We start from the raw sequence: 17431 nt of genomic DNA on the forward strand, positions 1-17431 counted from the left end.
CGCTCCGCCGCCCGTATCCTGCCCAGGCGCGGCATCCTGGGTCGGCGGCGGTGTCCAGTCGGCGCTACCGCGACGAATCGTCCTGCGATTCCGCGGCTTTCCGCCATCCGAGCAGAATTGAATCGCGGTCCGGCACTCCCCAGGGCAGGAAGATCGCCACGAGGACCGCGCACCCGACGACCGCGCCTGCGGCCACCAGCGACGCGGCGTGCGAACCCTGGAGCATCGCGGTCTTCATGGCGAGGATCAAGTTCTCCCGCTGGGTCTCGAAGAACGGCGCCAGTGGTCGTTTGCGCATCTCGATGACGCTCAGCAGGCTGGCTTTCACCAGGCCCTTCTCGGTGTCGTTCATCATCCCGGCCGGTACGGCATCGATGCGCGGCCCGATCCGGGTGCTGTAGTACGAGGCCACGATCGAGCCGAGCACGGCGACGCCCAGCGTGCCGCCGATCTCACGGGTCGTGTCGTTGACCGCCGACCCGGCGCCCGCCTCGTTCAGCGGAAGCGAGCCCATGATGGATTCGGTGGCCGGGCCCTGCACGATGGCCACGCCGAGCGCCATCGAGACCATGGATGGCAGCACCTCGGTCACATAGGCGCTGTCCACGGTCACCTGGCCACCGAGATACAGGCCCAGACCGGTCAGCAGCAGTCCGAAGACGATGACGGGCGTGGTGCCGAGCCGCTGTGCGAGCAGTGTGGCGATCGGCGCTCCGATCGCCACCGAGAACGCGAAAGGCAAAGAGGCGACGCCGAATTCGAGCGGCGTGTACTCCCGGACGCCCTGGAAGTACTGGGTGATCAGGAAGAGGAATCCGAACATCGAGAAATAGCCGACCGCGATGGCCGAGGCGGGCATCGAGAAGCGGCGGTCGCGGAACAGCCGCATATCGAGAATCGGTGCGGCGGTCCGCAATTCCCATATGACGAATGCGGCGAGCAGCACGATGCCGAACGCGCCGACGCCGAGTGTGGTCGCCGAGAGCCAGCCATGGCGCGGCGCTTCGATAATCGACCACACCAGCAGCGTGATGCCCGCGATGGACAGCGCGATGCCGAGCATGTCGAGCCGTCCCACCCGATCCGATCGCGACTCGGGCACCCAGGTCAGCGTCGCGGCCAAGGCGAACAGCGCCCCGGGCACGTTGATCCAGAACACCGCGTGCCAGGTGAAGTGCTCGAGCAGCCAGCCGCCCGAGATCGGGCCGATGGCGATCGCGAAGCCCGCCATGGCGGTCCACGCGGCGACGGCGAGGGCGCGCTCCCTGCGGTCGATGAAGATGTTGATGATCAGGGCGAGCGTCGCGGGGAAGACGGCGGCGGCGAAGACGCCCATGGCGGCGCGTGCCGCGATGACCGCCGCCATGGAATTCGACAGCGCTCCGCCGATCGACATGACGGCGACGCCGATCAGGCCGATCATCATGACGCGGCGGCGCCCATAGCGATCACCGAGGTTTCCGAAGGCGAGCAAAAGCCCGGCGAAGGTGAGCGTGTAGGCGTCGACGACCCATTGCAGCCCGCTGATTCCGGTGGCGAGTTCGACTCCCAGCGAGGGCAGCGCCACGTTGACGATGGTGTTGTCCAGGACGACCAGCAGTTCCGCCAGGCAGATCACGGCCAGGGCGACGAAGCGCGCGGTGCGTCGTTCCAGCAGCATCGGTGGATCGACTATGGAGGTTGCCATAGCTGGGCAGTCTAAGAGGTAGCTGTCACTCTCGGTAACAGATTCTTTCGGCGATGTCGGCCACACTCGGCGGGAAATGTGATGCCGCACACGATTTCCTGAAGGCGGATGGGTAGCGCGTCGTTTTCTGTGCAGGGCCGTTTTGGCAGATGGGAACCCGTCCGGGTACATTGGACGTCAGTTATCGACACGTTCGATCGCTACCCAAATCCGTTCTACCGAAGACCGTTGGTCGCCGATCCCGCATGGGTTCGGTCGAAGGTCCGGCGACATTGCCGGCGGCCCACGCAGGGAGAGCCGAGGCTGGGAATTGATCCAGTGCATTGCGTCCTGGATTGGTTTTCTATTGCGCCCCGGAACGCTCTGCGTTCGGGGCGTTTGTTTTGTCGCCGACCCTGATCGGTAGTTCGCGTGTACGAACCGACCATCAGAGAGGAGGCGAAGTATGGCAAAACCCGAGAAGGTCACCGCGGTCGCGGAGATCGCGGAGCAGTTCAGGAGCTCGACGGCCACCGTCGTCACGGAATACCGTGGCCTGTCGGTCGGCAAGCTCACCGAGCTGCGGCGCGCGCTCGGCGCCGACGCCACGTACTCCGTCGCCAAGAACACCCTGGTCAAGCGGGCCGCTGCCGAGGCGGGCGTGGAGGGTCTCGACGACCTGTTCGTCGGCCCTACCGCGATCACCTTCATCAGTGGTGAGCCGGTCAACGCGGCCAAGGCGCTGAAGACCTTCGCGAAGGACAACAAGGCGCTTGTCATCAAGGGCGGCTACATGGACGGCGCTCCGCTGTCCGTGTCCGAGGTCGAGCGCATCGCCGACCTGGAGACCCGCGAGGTCCTGCTGGCCAAGCTCGCCGGCGCCCTGAAGGGCAACCTGGCGAAGGCCGCCGGTCTGTTCAACGCTCCCGCCTCGCAGGTGGCCCGCCTGGCCGCCGCGCTGCAGGAGAAGAAGCAGGCCGAAGAAGGCGGAACTGCCGCCGAGTAAACCCGTGCGGCAAGACTCGCCCGCATAGACATCAACTACCGAAAGGAACACAACAATGGCCAACGTTGACGAACTGCTCGAGGTCTTCGGCAACATGACCCTGCTCGAGCTGTCGGACTTCGTGAAGAAGTTCGAGGAGAAGTTCGAGGTCACCGCGGCTGCTCCGGTCGCCGTCGCCGCCGTCGGCGGTGCCGCCGCCCCGGCCGAGGCCGCCGAGGAGCAGGACGAGTTCGACGTCATCCTCGAGGGTGCAGGCGACAAGAAGATCCAGGTCATCAAGGTGGTCCGCGAGATCGTCTCCGGCCTGGGCCTGAAGGAAGCCAAGGACCTGGTCGAGAGCGCTCCGAAGCCGATCCTGGAGAAGGTCGCCAAGGAAGCCGCCGAGGCTGCCAAGGCGAAGCTGGAAGAGGCCGGCGCCAAGGTCGCGGTCAAGTAATTCCAGAGCGAAAACACGCGAACGGGCGGTCCCCTCAGGGGACCGCCCGTTTGTTATTTTTCCGCAAATCTTTGCTCTTTTTTTGGGCTTCGGCACTGTCCTGAATACAAACGGCTTTGTGGAGTTACTCTTCAGTCAAGTGAGGGGTGTGCCCCGTCTCTCTCATGGGTTACAGTGACCGCACCCACTGTGACGTGACACACCGCGATGACCGAGCGCGCGGTTCCGCCGGTGGGCAGCTCGTTGAGAAATTGTGGAGGTTGGCGTGGGCGTCGAGGTCAGGACCGAGGGAGTAACCAAGTCCTTCGGTTCGCAGCGAATTTGGCAGGATGTGTCTCTGACGTTGCCGTCGGGCGAAGTGAGCGCGCTACTCGGCCCGTCGGGCACCGGTAAGTCGGTGTTCCTGAAGTCGTTGATCGGTCTCCTGCGTCCGGAGCGCGGCTCCATCTATATCGACGGCACCGATATCACCACCTGCTCCAATAAGGAGCTGTACGAGATTCGCAAGCTGTTCGGTGTGCTGTTCCAGGACGGTGCGCTGTTCGGTTCGATGAACCTGTTCGACAACGTTGCCTTCCCGTTGCGCGAGCACACCAAGAAGAGCGAATCCGAGATCAAGAAGATCGTGATGGAGAAGCTCGAGCTGACCGGTCTGCTCGGGGCCGAGGGCAAGCTGCCCGGCGAGATCTCCGGCGGTATGCGCAAGCGCGCCGGGCTGGCCCGCGCCCTGGTGCTCGACCCGCAGATCATCCTCGTCGACGAGCCCGACTCCGGTCTGGACCCGGTGCGCACGTCGTATCTGAGCCAGCTGCTGATCGACATCAACGCCCAGATCGACGCCACGATCCTGATCGTCACGCACAACATCAACCTGGCCCGTACCGTGCCGGACAACATCGGCATGCTCTTCCGCCGCCAACTGGTCATGTTCGGCCCGCGCGAGGTGTTGCTGACCTCTGAGGAGCCGGTGGTCAAGCAGTTCCTCAACGGCCGGATGATCGGCCCGATCGGCATGTCCGAGGAGAAGGACGAGGCCCAGATGGCGCGCGAGCAAGCGCTGGTGGACGCCGGGCACCACCATGGCGGCGCCGAGGAGGTCGAGGGGATCATCCCGCAGATGCGGGCAACACCGGGCATGCCGGTACGCCAGGCGGTCCTACGGCGTAAAGAGCGCGTCCGGGAAATCATGCACACCCTGCCGCACGCGGCTCAGGTTGCGATTCGCGAGTCACTTGCTGAGAACGATGACACGCAGGTGATGGCATATAACGGTGGCGACCTGGCGAATTATCAAGGCGGCGCGTACGACGCCACCGTGCGACACAACACAACTAACGGGTAACATCTGCGATCGTGAATTCCACCCTGGCGCGATTGCGAGCTCCACTGGAGTCGGGGTTTGCCCAGGCCGGCAACATCTTTGCGCTGTTCATCGACGTTCTTCGCAAGACATTCCGTCGGCCCTTCGAGTGGCGGGAGTTCATCGAACAATCGTGGTTCATCGCGAGTGTTTCGATCCTGCCCAGCGCGCTGGTCGCGATTCCGTTCGGTGCGGTCGTGGCATTGCAAACCGGCTCGCTCATCAAACAGCTGGGCGCCGAATCCTTCACCGGTGCAACCAGCGTGCTGGCCACCGTCCAGCAGGCGGCTCCGGTCGTCACGGCGCTGATCATCGCCGGCGCGGCCGGGTCGGCGGTGGCCGCCGATCTCGGCTCGCGCACCATCCGCGAGGAAATCGATGCCATGGAGGTGCTCGGCGTCGATCCGGTGCGAAAGCTCGTCGTACCGCGCGTGCTCGGCATGATGCTGGTGGCGTTGCTGCTCAACGGTCTGGTGTCGGTGGTCGGCATCGCGGGCGGCTACTTCTTCAACGTGCTGCTGCAAGGCGGAACGCCCGGCGCCTACCTGGCGTCGTTCTCCGCGCTCGCTCAGCTGCCGGACCTGTGGATCGGCGAGATCAAGGCAGCGGTGTTCGGCCTCATCGCCGGTGTGATCGCCGCGTACAAGGGGTTGCATCCCAAGGGGGGTCCGAAAGGAGTCGGTGACGCGGTGAACCAATCCGTGGTGATCACATTCATGGTGCTGTTCTTCGTGAACCTCATCCTGACCCTGGTTTACCTGCAAGTCGTCCCAGCCAAGGGTGCCTGATCGATGGCCACCTCATATCGCACCCCGGTCGCCAGGTCGATGCGGCGGGCGGGGGAAGTTATCCGCATGCCGCTGAACGTCATCGATCGCGCGGGCGACCAGATGTCGTTCTATTCCCGGGCCATCGCGTGGATCCCGCGCACCGCCGTGCACTACCGCAAGGAGGTCATGCGGCTGCTCGCCGAAGTCACCTTCGGCACCGGAGCGCTCGCGGTGATCGGCGGAACCATCGGCGTCATCGTGTTCATGTCCGGCTCGGTCGGCGTCGTCGTCGGCCTGCAGGGCTTCAAGGCGCTCGACGCACTCGGTAGCTCGGCGCTCACCGGCTTCCTCACCGCCTACATCAATACCCGTGAGATCGCACCGCTGGTCGCCGCGCTGGCGCTGTCGGCGACGGTCGGCTCTGGTTTCACCGCGCAGCTGGGCGCCATGCGGATCTCCGAGGAGATCGACGCGCTCGAGGTGATGGCCGTGCCCGGCATCCCGTTCCTGGTCACCAGCCGCGTGATCGCCGGATTCCTCGCGGTGATCCCGCTGTACATCGTGGGCCTGCTCGGCACGTTCCTCGCTTCCCGAATGGTCAGCATCTGGTTCAGCGGGCAGTCCAGCGGGTCGTATGACCATTACTTCAATCTGTTCCTGCCACCGGAGGACGTGCTCTATTCGTTCCTCAAGGTGCTGGTCTTCGCATTCGTGATCATCATGGTGCACTGCTACTACGGCTTCCATGCCACCGGAGGGCCCGCCGGCGTCGGCGTCGCGGTCGGTCGCGCGGTCCGCGCCGCGATCGTGCTGGTGAACATCCTCGACTTCTTCCTGAGCCTCGCGATCTGGGGTACCACGACCACGGTGCGGGTGGCCGGATGACCCGCGGCGGCCAGGCCTGGCGTTCGACGGAGAAGCTGCGCGTCCGGGTGCTTGGCATCGCGTTCTTCGCCGTGGTGGCACTGTTCCTGTGGACGACGGTCGCGATCTACAACAAGCAGTTCGTGCGAAGCGTGCAGGTCGATCTGATCACCGACACCGTGGGCAACGCGCTGACCCGGAACGCGGATGTGAAGGCCCGCGGCGTCACCGTCGGCGAGGTGCGCTCGAGCAGCGCCGAGGGTGGCGAGGTGACGTTGCGCCTGGCCATCGATCCGGACAAGGCGAAGCAGATTCCGGTCAACGCGACCGCGCGGCTGCTGCCCAAGACGCTGTTCGGTGAGCGCTATGTGGACCTGGTGATCCCGGCGGACCCGAGTCCGAAGCACCTGACCGACGGCGTGACGTTGCACCAGGACGTCAGCGGCAACGCGGTCGAGCTGAGCAAGCTGCTCGATGACCTGCTGCCGCTGCTGCAGGCGATTCCGCCGCAGGATCTCGCCGCCACCCTGGGCGCGTTGTCCCAGGCCCTGGCCGGTCAGGGCACCGCGCTCGGCCAGAGCGTGGACAAGCTGGACGAGATCTTCCGACAGATCAACGTCGTGCTTCCCGATCTGCGAGCCGACCTGCGTAGCTTCGCCGAGGTCGCCGCCACGTACTCGGACGCGGCCCCGCAGCTGATCCAGGCGCTGGACAACCTGCGCACCACCAACGCGACGATCGTCCAGCGGCGCACCGACATCGATGTGCTCTACGCGACGCTGACGCCGTCCTCGGCGACCACCACCGAGTTCCTGATCGCCAACCGCGACAACATCATCGACGTGGCCGCCGACTCGCGTCCGGCACTGGAACAGCTCGCCTACTACTCGCCGAACTTCGCCTGCTCATTCGCGAACTTCGCGCAGTTGAAGCCACGCATCGACAAGATCTTCGGCAAGGGCACCGATCGGCCCGGCTCGCGCGTCACCATCGAGCTGACCAATACTCGCGGCAAGTACCTGCCGAACCAGGACGAACCGCGCTGGCTGGACACCAGGGGACCGTGGTGTATCCCCGAGATGCCGTTGGGTGTCGACCCCGGCCAGTACACCGGCGGTCCGAACAACGACGGGTCCTACGCTGTGCCCAGCCGCAACCCCGGTGACCAGGAGACCGGCAAACTGGAGCCGCCGCAGTTCGGCGTCTACCCGGCGAGCAAGATGCCCACGATCGCCGGTTCGCCGATGGAGCAGCAGTCGCTCGGCGCAATCTACGGCGCGGCCAATGGTGTCGCGCCGGATCAGGTGCCCGGCTGGGTGACCCGGGCTGGTGCGCCCGCATTCCGCGGAAGCGAGGTGAGCGTGCGATGAGGCAGCCGTTGCGTGGCCTGGGCGGGCCACTGGCCAAGCTGATCATCTTCGCGGTGGTGACCTTGTTCGTGACCACCATGCTCGCGTTGTCGATCGCCAACTACAGCCGTGGCGGCACCGGGTTCAAAGCCAGATTCACCGACGTCACCTCGGTCAATCGCGGTGACGACGTGCGCATCGCCGGCGTACGGGTCGGCAAGGTCACCGATGTGCGGATCGTGGACAAGCGCGTGGCCGAGGTGAAGTTCGATCTCACCGACCGGGACTGGTTGCCCGCCTCGACCACCGCGACGATCAGGTACCGCAACTTGGTCGGCCAGCGCTACATCGCCTTGGAACAGGGGACCGGGGAGCAGGGCCGCAAGCTGACCGAGGGCGCCACCATCCCGTTGGAGCGCACCAAGCCCGCGTTGAACCTCACCACCTTGTTCAATGGCTTCCGGCCGCTGTTCCGCACGTTGACCGCCGAGGACGTGAACAAGCTGTCCTTCGAGATCATCCAGGTCTTCCAGGGCGAGCAGGGCACGATCCAAGACTTGGTCGCGACCACGGCGAATCTGACCAACAAGATCGCGGACAAGGACGCCGTGATCGGTGAGCTGACCCGGAACCTGACCGCCGTGCTGGACACGGTCAACCAGCGCGACGATCAGTTCGACCAGTTGATCGTGAACACCGAGGCGCTGATCAGCGGCTTGGCCGCGGAACGCGACACCATCGGGCGCTCGGTGACCTCGCTCGCCGACCTGACCTCGGCCACCTCCGACCTGCTGGTGCCGGTCCGTCCGACGCTGCAAGGCTCGATCGCCGGCCTGAGCCAGCTGACCGGCACCCTCGACGAACGCCGAGACGATGTGAACGAAGCGCTGTACAACCTGCCGATCAAGATGGAGAAGCTCGGCCGCGCCGGCAGCTACGGCTCCTGGTTCCAGTTCTATCTCTGTGGCATCGATATCGTCGTCGGTCCCGGTGCGGTCGACGCGCCGCAGCTCAACCTGCCCGCCGGCATGCCCACGATCAACCAGCCGCTGTACACCAACGTGGCGCCGCGCTGCCAGGGGAGGGCTCGCTGATGGAAGATCGCAACCTACTCGGCAAACGCAGCCCGGCGTTCATGGGCGTGCTCGGCATCGCCATCGTGCTTCTGGTGACGGTGTCGGCGTTCTTCCTCGACCGGCTGCCCATCATCGGGGCGGGCACCAAGTACACCGCGGAGTTCACCGAGGCCGCTGGCCTCAAGCGGGGCAACGAAGTCCGGATCGCAGGCGTGAAGGTCGGTTCGGTGTCCGATGTCCGGCTCGACGGCGACCGCGTGGTCGTGGATTTCCGTACCCAGGACGCCTGGATCGGCAACGAGACCACCGCGTCGATCCAGATCAAGACGCTGCTCGGGCAGAAGTATCTGGCGCTCGACCCGAGGGGATCCAAGCCCGCCGACCCGGACACCCGGATTCCACTGTCGCGCACGGTGTCTCCGTACGACGTGGTGGACGCGTTCACCGACGCGGCCCGCACTATCGACCAGATCGACACCGCGCAGCTGGCCCGCAGCATGCAGGTGCTGTCGGAGGCGTTCGCGACGACGCCGCCGGAGATCCGCGGCTCCATCGACGGTGTCGCCCGGCTGTCGGAGACACTCGCCAAACGCGACCAGGAGCTGAAGCGGCTGTTCGCCGCGACCAGACAGACCACCCAGGTCCTCGCCGACCGCAACGCCGAGTTCGAGCGGCTGCTGGCCTCCGGCGGTCAGCTGCTCGCCGAGCTGAACATCCGCCAGCAGTCCATCTCGCGGCTGCTGGACGGAGCCAGGACGGTGTCGGCGGAGCTGACCGCGCTGGTGCACGACAACGAGGAGCAGATCGGGCCCGCGCTGACCAACCTGCGTGCCTCGATCGACCTGCTCAACGCCAACCAGCAGAACATCTCCAAGACATTGGAACTCGCGGCGCCCTTCTACGGCCTCTACGCCAACGTGCTCGGCACGGGCCGCTGGTTCGACGCGGTGATCGTCAACCTGGTTCCGCCCGCGCTGCCCGAGATCCCCGGCTACCGTCCGCCGGTCCGCACCCTGGGAGGTAACTGACGTGGCGGAGAACTGGCGCAGCGACCCCGTCGGCGCGGTGCGCGGTTCCAGCCGCGGCGCCAAGGTGGCCATCGCGTTGGTCGTCGTCCTTGCCGTGCTGGTGGCCGGAGTGCTGTGGTGGCTGTTCAACCGGCTGAACACCACCAAGATCACCGCCTACTTCGATCGCTCGGTCGGCATCTACGAAGGCTCGGACGTGCGCATTCTCGGTGTACCGGTCGGCTCGGTGGACTCGGTGGAGCCGCAGGGCGATCAGGTCAAGATCGTCATGAGTGTGGATCGCAAGTACGACGTGCCCGCGGGCGCGCGAGCCGCGCAGATCACGCCGTCGATCGTGTCCGACCGCTACATCCAGTTGACCCCGGTCTATAAAGACGGCCCCAAGATGCCGCGCAACGGGACGATCCCGCGCGACCGCACGGTTACGCCGGTCGAAGTGGATGAGCTGTACAAGAGCATCACCGAACTGTCGGACGCGCTGGGGCCCAAGGGAGCCAACGCCGATGGCGCGGTGAACGAACTCGTGCGCACCGGCGCGGCGAACCTGGCCGGCAACGGCGAGGCGCTGGCCAACAGCCTCACCCAGTTGTCACGGGCGGTGCGGTATCTGTCGGACGCGCGCGGGGACATCTTCGACACGGTCAAGAATCTGCAAGCCTTCATCACCATGCTGGCGCAGAACGACCAGCAGGTGCGGCAGTTCAACGTCCAGTTGGCCGACCTGTCGACGTTCCTCGCCGACGAACGCGAAGATCTCGGCGCCGCACTGCATCTGCTGTCGATCGCGCTGGGTGACATCGCCCGGTTCATCGACGACAACCGGGATCTGATCGCGAGCAACGCCGAAGGGTTGATCACGCTCACCAAGACACTGGCCGACCAGCGCGCCGACCTGGCCGCCCTGCTGCCGGTGCTGCCGTTGGCGCTGAGCAATCTGATCAACGTGCACAACGCCGAATCCGGCACTCTCGACATGCGCGCCAACTTCACCGACCTGCAGGACCCGTTCGGCGTGGTGTGCAAGATGCTCGACCTGTCCAAGCTGATGCCCGGCGACCCCAAGTTCGAGGCGCTCGGCAGGCAGATGCGGCCGATTCTCGATCACTGCAAGGAAATCACCGACCAGATCACCGCCGGGGTGAAGACTCCGACGCTGATCCTCCCGTTCGGCATTCTCAGCGGCGAGAACCAGCAGCGCGACCCGGTGCCGGGCACGGTGCCCGGCACCGAGTCGGATCGGCTTCCGCCGTCGCAGGGAGGGGACCGATGACCGCCCGAATCCGTTCCATCGCACGAGGTCTCGGCGTTGCGCTGGCGCTGGGCCTGTCCACCGCACTGGTCACCTCGTGCGCCGCCGACGGCATCTACAGCGTGCCGCTGCCCGGTGGCGCCGATGTCGGCGAGCACCCGATGCACATCGACATCCAGTTCGACGACGTACTCGACTTGGTGCCGCAGTCGGCGGTCAAGGTCGACGGCGTGCCGGTCGGCCGGGTCGAGGAGATCACCATCGGCAAGGATCAGTGGACCGCGACCGTGCGCACCCTGGTGCAGTCGTCGGTGGACCTGCCCGCGAACGCGCACGCCGAGGTCAGGCAGTCGAATCTGCTCGGGGAGAAGTTCATCGAGCTGTCCCGGCCCGCCGCCGACCCGGATCCGCGCCGCCTTGGCGACGGGTCGGTGATCCCGATCGACCGCACCAGGCACGCCACCGAGATCGAGCAGGTGCTCGGCGCGCTGTCGCTGCTGCTCAACGGCGGCGGTGTCGCGCAGTTGCAGCCGATCATCACCGAGCTGAACAAGACCTTCGGGGGCCGCGAGGATCGCGTGCGCTCGCTGATCGAGCAGGCGAACACGCTGATCAACGGCCTGAACGACCAGGTGGACGACATCACGAGGGCGCTGGACGGCCTCGATGTGCTCAGCGCCAGAGTCAGCACGCAGACCGAGCAGATCGGCAAGATCCTCGAGCAGTTGCCCGAGGGCATCAAGATCCTGGAAGAGCAGCGACCGCAATTGATCGGCCTGCTCGCCCAGCTGGATCGCCTCGGCCAGGCCGGCTTCGACGTGCTGAACACCTCGAAGAACGACCTGATTCGCGATCTCACCGCGCTGCGGCCCACGCTGCAGGAACTCGGCCGCTCCGCGCCCGATCTGGTGAGCGCGTTCCCGCTGATTCCGACCTATCCGTTCCCCGACTCAGCGCTGGAGAGCACCTTCGGCGGGTCGGTCAACACCTGGTTGTCGGTGGACCAGCAGATCGGCGTCACGCTCAGCAATCTCGGTGTGGGCAAGCCGGATCCGGTCTACATCCCACCGCTCGGTCCACCGGTGCCGGTGGACCCGACGAATCCGTACTACGGCGGCAACGGCCCGCGGCCCGGCTGGCCGACGGTGTCGATCCTGCCCCTGCCGCCGCTCATGGCGCAGCCGCCGGCGCCGGGCGTGCCCGCGGGTCCGGTCGGCGCGATCCTCGAGCAACTAGGCGTAGGGAGTGGTCCGCGGTGACGCGTCTGGTCCGGTGGCAGCTGATCACGTTCGTGGTGATCGCGGTGCTCGGCGTGGTGTTCGTCGGCGCCAAGTACATCCGGCTCGACCAGATGCTCGGATTCGGTTTCTACACGGTGCACGTGCAGGCGGCGCAGACCGGCGGCATCTACAAGGGCGCCGAGGTGACCTACCGTGGTGTTCCGGTCGGCCGGATCGGCGAGCTCGAGCTCACCGACGACGGCGTGGTGATGAACCTCATCATCAATTCGAGTGCGCCGGATATCCCGGCCTCGGCGAAAGCGGTGGTGGCCAACCGATCCGCGATCGGTGAGCAGTACCTCGATCTGCAACCCACCTCCGACCAGGGTCCGTATCTGCACGACAACTCGGTGATCACCTCGGTGACCACGCCGATTCCGGTCGAACAGCTGGTGGCCAGTGTGGACAGCTTCACCCGGTCGGTGGATCTGAACGCGCTCAACACCACGGTGCGCGAACTGGGCAAGGCGTTCGACGGCAAGGGCGACGATCTGCAGGTGCTGATCGAATCGCTGAACCAGTTCACCGAGACCTTTCACGCGACGCTGCCGCAGACCATCCAGTTGATCCAGGACGGCAGGATCGCGCTCGGTACTCAGGCCGAGCAGTCCGCCGCCATCCGGGAGTTCAGCGACGGTCTGGACAAGCTCACCGCCCAGTTGCGCTCCAGCGATCCCGACGTGCGCAGGTTGATCGGCACCGGAACCGACGCGGGTGAGCAGATCGGCGGGCTGATCAACGAGAGCGGCGGCGCGCTCACCCAGGACCTGGCGAACCTGCGGCTGGTGCTGCAGGCGATCTCGCCGAAGTTCTATGCCTTGCGACCGCTGCTGCAATTCCTTCCGCAGTTGTCCATCGGCGGGTCCTCCACCGCGCCCGGTGACGGCACCAGCCACTTCGGCTTGGTGCTGGAGACCAACAATCCGCCCGCCTGTACCGTTGGCTACGAGGGCACGTATCGGATCCTCGAACAGATGAAGGCGCAGAACCCGGATTTCGACGACACGCGCGACGAATTCCCGTTCAACAAAGACGCCAAATGTCTCGTGCCCTTCGGTAATCCGACCGCCGTCCGGGGTGGCGAACGCGCCGAGCTCGCCGATCCGGCCATTGTGCAGCCCTGGGACAGCAATCCCAAGTCCGATCCGGAAAAGCTGAATCTGACTCCGGTCGCCGTGCAGCTGTCGACCCTGCTGGGGGTCACGCCGAAGCGGTGACCAGGAGCAATGACGTTAGGGTGGCTCGCGTGAGTGATTCCGCGCAGGAAGCGCCGGAGGCCGTGGAGGCCACGGCGGAAGCGACCGTGGAGCCGGGTGACGCGCCCGTCGCGGCATCCGCGGACGACCGGACCGAGGCCGCGGCGCAGCGCTCCGGCGCCGCGTCGGTGCTCGGCAGGGTGGCGTTCGCCGGCTCGGCGGCGCTGCTGGTTGCCGCCCTGGTCGCCGCCGCATGGTTCGGCACGGGCTGGGTTCGTGCCGCGCTCACCGACGGCCCGCGTGCCGACGCGCGCGACACCGCCTTGGACGCCGCACGGCAGGCCGCGCTGAACATGACGTCGATGAACCTCGATGACGTGCCCGGCTCGCTCGCTCTGGCCAGGTCGTCGATGACCGGCGCGCTGCTGGACTCGGCCACCGAGAACAAGGACCAAGCGGAGAAGCTGGCCCAGCAGAGCGGGGTCGGGATGACCTCGAAGGTGCTCGGCGCCGCCCTCACCTCGCTCAACAGCGAGCAGGACAAGGCGTCGGCGCTGGTCGTGCTGCAGGTGACGGAGCAGGCCAAGGACAAGCCGTCCGCGGAGTACCGCTACAGCTGGACCGTCGACGTGGCCAAGGACGGCGAGGTGTGGAAGGCCGAGCAGATCTCCTCGCTCGGCCAGCCGGTGCTGCTGAGCGGTGGACCCGTCCAGCAGGCGTCCGCGCCCGCGGGGGATCAGCCCGCCGCGCCGAAGCCGGGATCTTAGGAGGACCGCCATGACTTCTCGCCGACCGGTCAACCGGGTTACCTCCAAGCGCCGTCCTGCCGCCGAGCAGCCGTCGCGCACCGCGTCCGCCCGGACCGAGCGCACCGCACCGGGCCGCAAGCCGCGCGTGGCGGGCGTTTCCCGTCCCGCCACGGCATCCGGTGCCTCCCGCGTCGAGAGCATCGAGGAGAAGTCGGGACTGTCTCGATTGCGCATGCCGTGGAAGGCGAGCCGTCCCCAGCGCCGAGAGGCCGGACGTCCACGCTGGGGCGTGGTGGCGGGATTGCTGGTTGCCGCGCTGCTGCTGGGCGCCTTCGCATGGCTCGCCGCGCAGCGGCCCGGAGTGGACACCTCGAACCAGGCGTACGTGAACAACGAGGCCACCCAGGAGGTACGCGCGGCCGCCGACAACGCGCTGCGGACCGTCTACGCCTACGACGTGAAGAACATCGACGGCTACCGGGACACCGCGAAGCAGGTGCTCACCGGGAAGATGCTCGCCGACCTGGACAAGTACGCCCAAACCACCATTTCGGCGGTCAAGCAGGCCCAGACCAGCGCCGATGCCAAGGCAGATCCGATCGCCGTGACGTTGCTCACCGATGATCGCGCGGAGCTGCTGGTCAACTTGGTGGTGAGCGCCACCAAGGACGGCGTGGCACAGCAGAGCGTCGCGGGCCCCGTCGTCCTGCACATGCAGAAGGTGGACGGTCGCTGGCTGGCCAGCGACATCGTCGACCGGTAAGCGTACCTCCGCCTTCGCTCCGGCCATGCGCGGGCTGATGACGGACTACGTCCGGCTGCGCCAGCTCTGCCCAGGATCCCCTGGGATGGCCCAGCGCGGCAGGCGATCTCGCTAGCGTCTCGGTCGGGCCTGCCACTTGACGAGTTTCGCCCGACCCGTCACGCTATTCACAACAGCGGCAGCTGTCACAGTGGCTTCCAGCGCATTGCGGCACCGGACGCGGCCAGCGAATTCGGCCCGGCGCGCCAGCCATGTGGAGGATCACACGGGTGGTACTTTGACACCTCCGTGTCGATGGGTGTAGGTTTGGACGTTGCGCTGGCTGCCTCCTGTCCATACCTCGATTTGCACACGTAAGTTCACCCTTCCGGTGTTACTTCCGTTGTTGCCTGTTCGAGTTTCGTTCGGGTTGTAACCAGCGGAATTCGTAGCAGACAAGCGACGGTCGCGGACCCACCACGCGACGCGCGTGAGGTGCTGGAAGGACGCATCTTGGCAGTCTCCACCCAGACCAAGGCAGTTGCCGGAATCCCCGGAGCCCCATCCCGGGTGTCTTTCGCGAAGATCCGTGAGCCCTTGGAGGTGCCCGGACTTCTCGATCTACAAACGGAATCGTTCGCCTGGTTGATCGGTTCGCCGGATTGGCGCGAGCGTGCGGCCGCTCGCGGCGACGTCGGCCTAGTCGGTGGCCTCGAGGAGGTGCTCGAGGAGCTCTCCCCGATCGAGGACTTCTCCGGCTCCATGTCCCTGTCCTTCTCCGATCCGCGCTTCGAAGAGGTCAAGGCCTCGATCGACGAGTGCAAAGACAAGGACATGACCTACGCGGCTCCGCTGTTCGTCACGGCGGAGTTCATCAACAACAACACCGGTGAGATCAAGAGCCAGACGGTCTTCATGGGTGACTTCCCGATGATGACCGACAAGGGCACGTTCATCATCAACGGCACCGAGCGCGTGGTCGTCTCGCAGCTGGTGCGTTCCCCGGGTGTCTACTTCGACCACAGCGTCGACAAGGGCACGGAGAAGGACCTGCACAGCGTGCGCGTCATCCCCAGCCGCGGCGCGTGGCTGGAGTTCGACGTGGACAAGCGCGACACCGTGGGTGTGCGCATCGACCGCAAGCGTCGCCAGCCGGTCACGGTGCTGCTCAAGGCGCTGGGCTGGACCACCGAGGAGATCGTCGAGCGCTTCGGCTTCTCCGAGATCATGATGTCGACCCTGGAGAAGGACAACACCGCCGGCCAGGACGAGGCGCTGCTGGACATCTACCGCAAGCTGCGTCCGGGCGAGCCGCCGACCAAGGAGTCGGCGCAGACCCTGCTGGAGAACCTGTTCTTCAAGGAGAAGCGCTACGACCTGGCGCGCGTCGGCCGGTACAAGATCAACAAGAAGCTCGGCATCCACTTGGGCGAGCAGGTCGTCGGTTCGGTGCTGACCAAGGAAGACATCGTCAACACCATCGAGTACCTGGTCCGCCTGCACGCGGGCGACAAGCTCATGACCGCCCCCGGTGGCGTCGAGGTGCCGGTGGAAGTGGACGACATCGACCACTTCGGCAACCGTCGCCTGCGCACCGTCGGCGAGCTGATCCAGAACCAGATCCGGGTCGGCCTCTCCCGCATGGAGCGCGTGGTGCGCGAGCGGATGACCACGCAGGACGTCGAGGCGATCACGCCGCAGACCCTGATCAACATCCGCCCGGTCGTGGCCGCGATCAAGGAGTTCTTCGGAACCTCCCAGCTGTCGCAGTTCATGGACCAGAACAACCCGCTTTCGGGCCTCACCCACAAGCGTCGCCTCTCGGCGCTGGGCCCGGGTGGTCTGTCCCGTGAGCGCGCCGGCCTCGAGGTCCGCGACGTGCACCCCTCGCACTACGGCCGCATGTGCCCGATCGAGACCCCGGAAGGCCCGAACATCGGCCTGATCGGCTCGCTGTCGGTGTACGCGCGGGTCAACCCGTTCGGCTTCATCGAGACGCCGTACCGCAAGGTCGTCGAGGGCCGGGTCACCGACGAGGTGGTCTACCTGACCGCCGACGAAGAGGACCGCCACGTGCGCGCCCAGGCGAACTCGCCGGTCGGCGCGGACGGCCGCTTCCTCGAGGAGCGCGTGCTGTGCCGCCGCGGCAACGAGGAGAACGAGCTCGTCGCGCCCACCGAGATCGACTTCATGGACGTCTCCCCGCGTCAGATGGTGTCGGTGGCGACCGCGATGATTCCGTTCCTCGAGCACGACGACGCCAACCGCGCCCTGATGGGTGCGAACATGCAGCGTCAGGCGGTGCCGCTGATCCGTTCCGAGGCGCCGATCGTCGGCACCGGCATGGAGCTGCGCGCCGCCGTGGACGCGGGCGATGTCGTGGTCAACGACAAGCCCGGTGTGGTCGAGGAGGTCTCCGCCGACTACGTCACCGTGATGCACGACGACGGTACGCGCAAGAGCTACCGGATGCGTAAGTTCAACCGGTCGAACCAGGGCACCTGCTCGAATCAGCGTCCGATCGTGGACGAGGGTCAGCGGGTGGAGCAGGGTCAGGTGCTGGCCGATGGTCCGTGCACCGAGAACGGTGAGATGGCTCTGGGTAAGAACCTGCTGGTGGCGATCATGCCGTGGGAGGGCCACAACTACGAGGACGCGAT

General features: G+C 66.1%; 15 protein-coding genes. 14 read left to right on the forward strand and 1 reads right to left on the reverse strand.

Translation table 11 applies throughout. From position 1 onward, the window contains the following. Nucleotides 1-64: 64 nt before the first annotated feature. Nucleotides 65-1687, reverse strand: coding sequence for a DHA2 family efflux MFS transporter permease subunit (locus tag IU459_RS11090; RefSeq protein WP_228837691.1), 1623 nt, complete (start codon nt 1685-1687; stop codon nt 65-67). 445 nt (nt 1688-2132) lie between these two features. Here IU459_RS11090 and rplJ point away from each other — a divergent pair, with 445 nt between their 5' ends. The 14 genes from rplJ to rpoB all read left to right on the forward strand — a co-directional run. Beyond that, entirely contained in the window at nt 2133-2672 is a 540-nt protein-coding gene (gene rplJ, locus IU459_RS11095; protein ID WP_040783820.1) for a 50S ribosomal protein L10, read from the forward strand. A gap of 55 nt (nt 2673-2727) precedes the next feature. Beyond that, entirely contained in the window at nt 2728-3108 is a 381-nt protein-coding gene (rplL, locus tag IU459_RS11100; RefSeq protein WP_067468960.1) for a 50S ribosomal protein L7/L12, read from the forward strand. A 265-nt stretch (nt 3109-3373) separates the two neighbouring features. Further along, nucleotides 3374-4450, forward strand: coding sequence for an ABC transporter ATP-binding protein (locus tag IU459_RS11105; protein ID WP_195129375.1), 1077 nt, complete (start codon nt 3374-3376; stop codon nt 4448-4450). Between the two features lie 11 nt (nt 4451-4461). After that, entirely contained in the window at nt 4462-5256 is a 795-nt protein-coding gene (locus IU459_RS11110) for an MlaE family ABC transporter permease (protein WP_195129376.1), read from the forward strand. 3 nt (nt 5257-5259) lie between these two features. After that, the gene (locus IU459_RS11115) at nt 5260-6123 is read left to right on the forward strand and encodes an MlaE family ABC transporter permease (protein WP_436838212.1); all 864 of its coding nucleotides are present in this window, start codon (nt 5260-5262) and stop codon (nt 6121-6123) included. Next, nucleotides 6120-7472, forward strand: a complete 1353-nt coding sequence (locus IU459_RS11120; RefSeq protein WP_195129377.1) for an MCE family protein — start codon at nt 6120-6122, stop codon at nt 7470-7472. The genes IU459_RS11115 and IU459_RS11120 overlap by 4 nt, the downstream gene beginning before the upstream one ends. After that, nucleotides 7469-8545 (forward strand): MCE family protein, encoded by a 1077-nt coding sequence (locus IU459_RS11125; RefSeq protein ID WP_195129378.1) that lies wholly within the window; start codon nt 7469-7471, stop codon nt 8543-8545. The genes IU459_RS11120 and IU459_RS11125 overlap by 4 nt, the downstream gene beginning before the upstream one ends. Beyond that, a complete protein-coding gene (locus IU459_RS11130) occupies nt 8545-9555 on the forward strand; it encodes an MCE family protein (RefSeq protein ID WP_195129379.1) in 1011 nt (336 codons plus the stop codon). The genes IU459_RS11125 and IU459_RS11130 overlap by 1 nt, the downstream gene beginning before the upstream one ends. Before the next feature lies 1 nt (nt 9556). After that, a complete protein-coding gene (locus tag IU459_RS11135) occupies nt 9557-10825 on the forward strand; it encodes an MCE family protein (protein ID WP_440446479.1) in 1269 nt (422 codons plus the stop codon). Then, a complete protein-coding gene (locus IU459_RS11140; RefSeq protein WP_195129380.1) occupies nt 10822-12063 on the forward strand; it encodes an MCE family protein in 1242 nt (413 codons plus the stop codon). Before IU459_RS11135 ends, IU459_RS11140 begins: the two co-directional genes overlap by 4 nt. Next, on the forward strand, nt 12060-13301 hold the full coding sequence (locus tag IU459_RS11145) for an MCE family protein (protein WP_195129381.1): 1242 nt from the start codon (nt 12060-12062) through the stop codon (nt 13299-13301). Before IU459_RS11140 ends, IU459_RS11145 begins: the two co-directional genes overlap by 4 nt. 29 nt (nt 13302-13330) lie before the next feature. After that, nucleotides 13331-14047 (forward strand): hypothetical protein, encoded by a 717-nt coding sequence (locus tag IU459_RS11150; protein ID WP_228837692.1) that lies wholly within the window; start codon nt 13331-13333, stop codon nt 14045-14047. Nucleotides 14048-14057: 10 nt separating this feature from the next. Beyond that, nucleotides 14058-14792 (forward strand): hypothetical protein, encoded by a 735-nt coding sequence (locus tag IU459_RS11155; RefSeq protein WP_195129382.1) that lies wholly within the window; start codon nt 14058-14060, stop codon nt 14790-14792. 474 nt (nt 14793-15266) lie between these two features. Further along, nucleotides 15267-17431 (forward strand): DNA-directed RNA polymerase subunit beta (rpoB, locus tag IU459_RS11160; protein ID WP_195129383.1); only part of this gene is annotated, 2165 nt, incomplete at its 3' end.

It is taken from the genome of Nocardia amamiensis, assembly GCF_015477605.1.
GTDB classification, from domain to species: Bacteria; Actinomycetota; Actinomycetes; order Mycobacteriales; family Mycobacteriaceae; genus Nocardia; species Nocardia amamiensis_A.

What these genes read in the sequence shown, in the direction of transcription:
- IU459_RS11090 (WP_228837691.1), bottom strand. Translation starts at nt 1,687, where the DNA reads ATGGCAACCTCCATAGTCGATCCACCGATGCTGCTGGAACGACGCACC.
- rplJ (WP_040783820.1), top strand. Translation starts at nt 2,133, where the DNA reads ATGGCAAAACCCGAGAAGGTCACCGCGGTCGCGGAGATCGCGGAGCAG.
- rplL (WP_067468960.1), top strand. Translation starts at nt 2,728, where the DNA reads ATGGCCAACGTTGACGAACTGCTCGAGGTCTTCGGCAACATGACCCTG.
- IU459_RS11115 (WP_436838212.1), top strand. Translation starts at nt 5,260, where the DNA reads ATGGCCACCTCATATCGCACCCCGGTCGCCAGGTCGATGCGGCGGGCG.
- IU459_RS11120 (WP_195129377.1), top strand. Translation starts at nt 6,120, where the DNA reads ATGACCCGCGGCGGCCAGGCCTGGCGTTCGACGGAGAAGCTGCGCGTC.
- IU459_RS11125 (WP_195129378.1), top strand. Translation starts at nt 7,469, where the DNA reads ATGAGGCAGCCGTTGCGTGGCCTGGGCGGGCCACTGGCCAAGCTGATC.
- IU459_RS11130 (WP_195129379.1), top strand. Translation starts at nt 8,545, where the DNA reads ATGGAAGATCGCAACCTACTCGGCAAACGCAGCCCGGCGTTCATGGGC.
- IU459_RS11140 (WP_195129380.1), top strand. Translation starts at nt 10,822, where the DNA reads ATGACCGCCCGAATCCGTTCCATCGCACGAGGTCTCGGCGTTGCGCTG.
- IU459_RS11155 (WP_195129382.1), top strand. Translation starts at nt 14,058, where the DNA reads ATGACTTCTCGCCGACCGGTCAACCGGGTTACCTCCAAGCGCCGTCCT.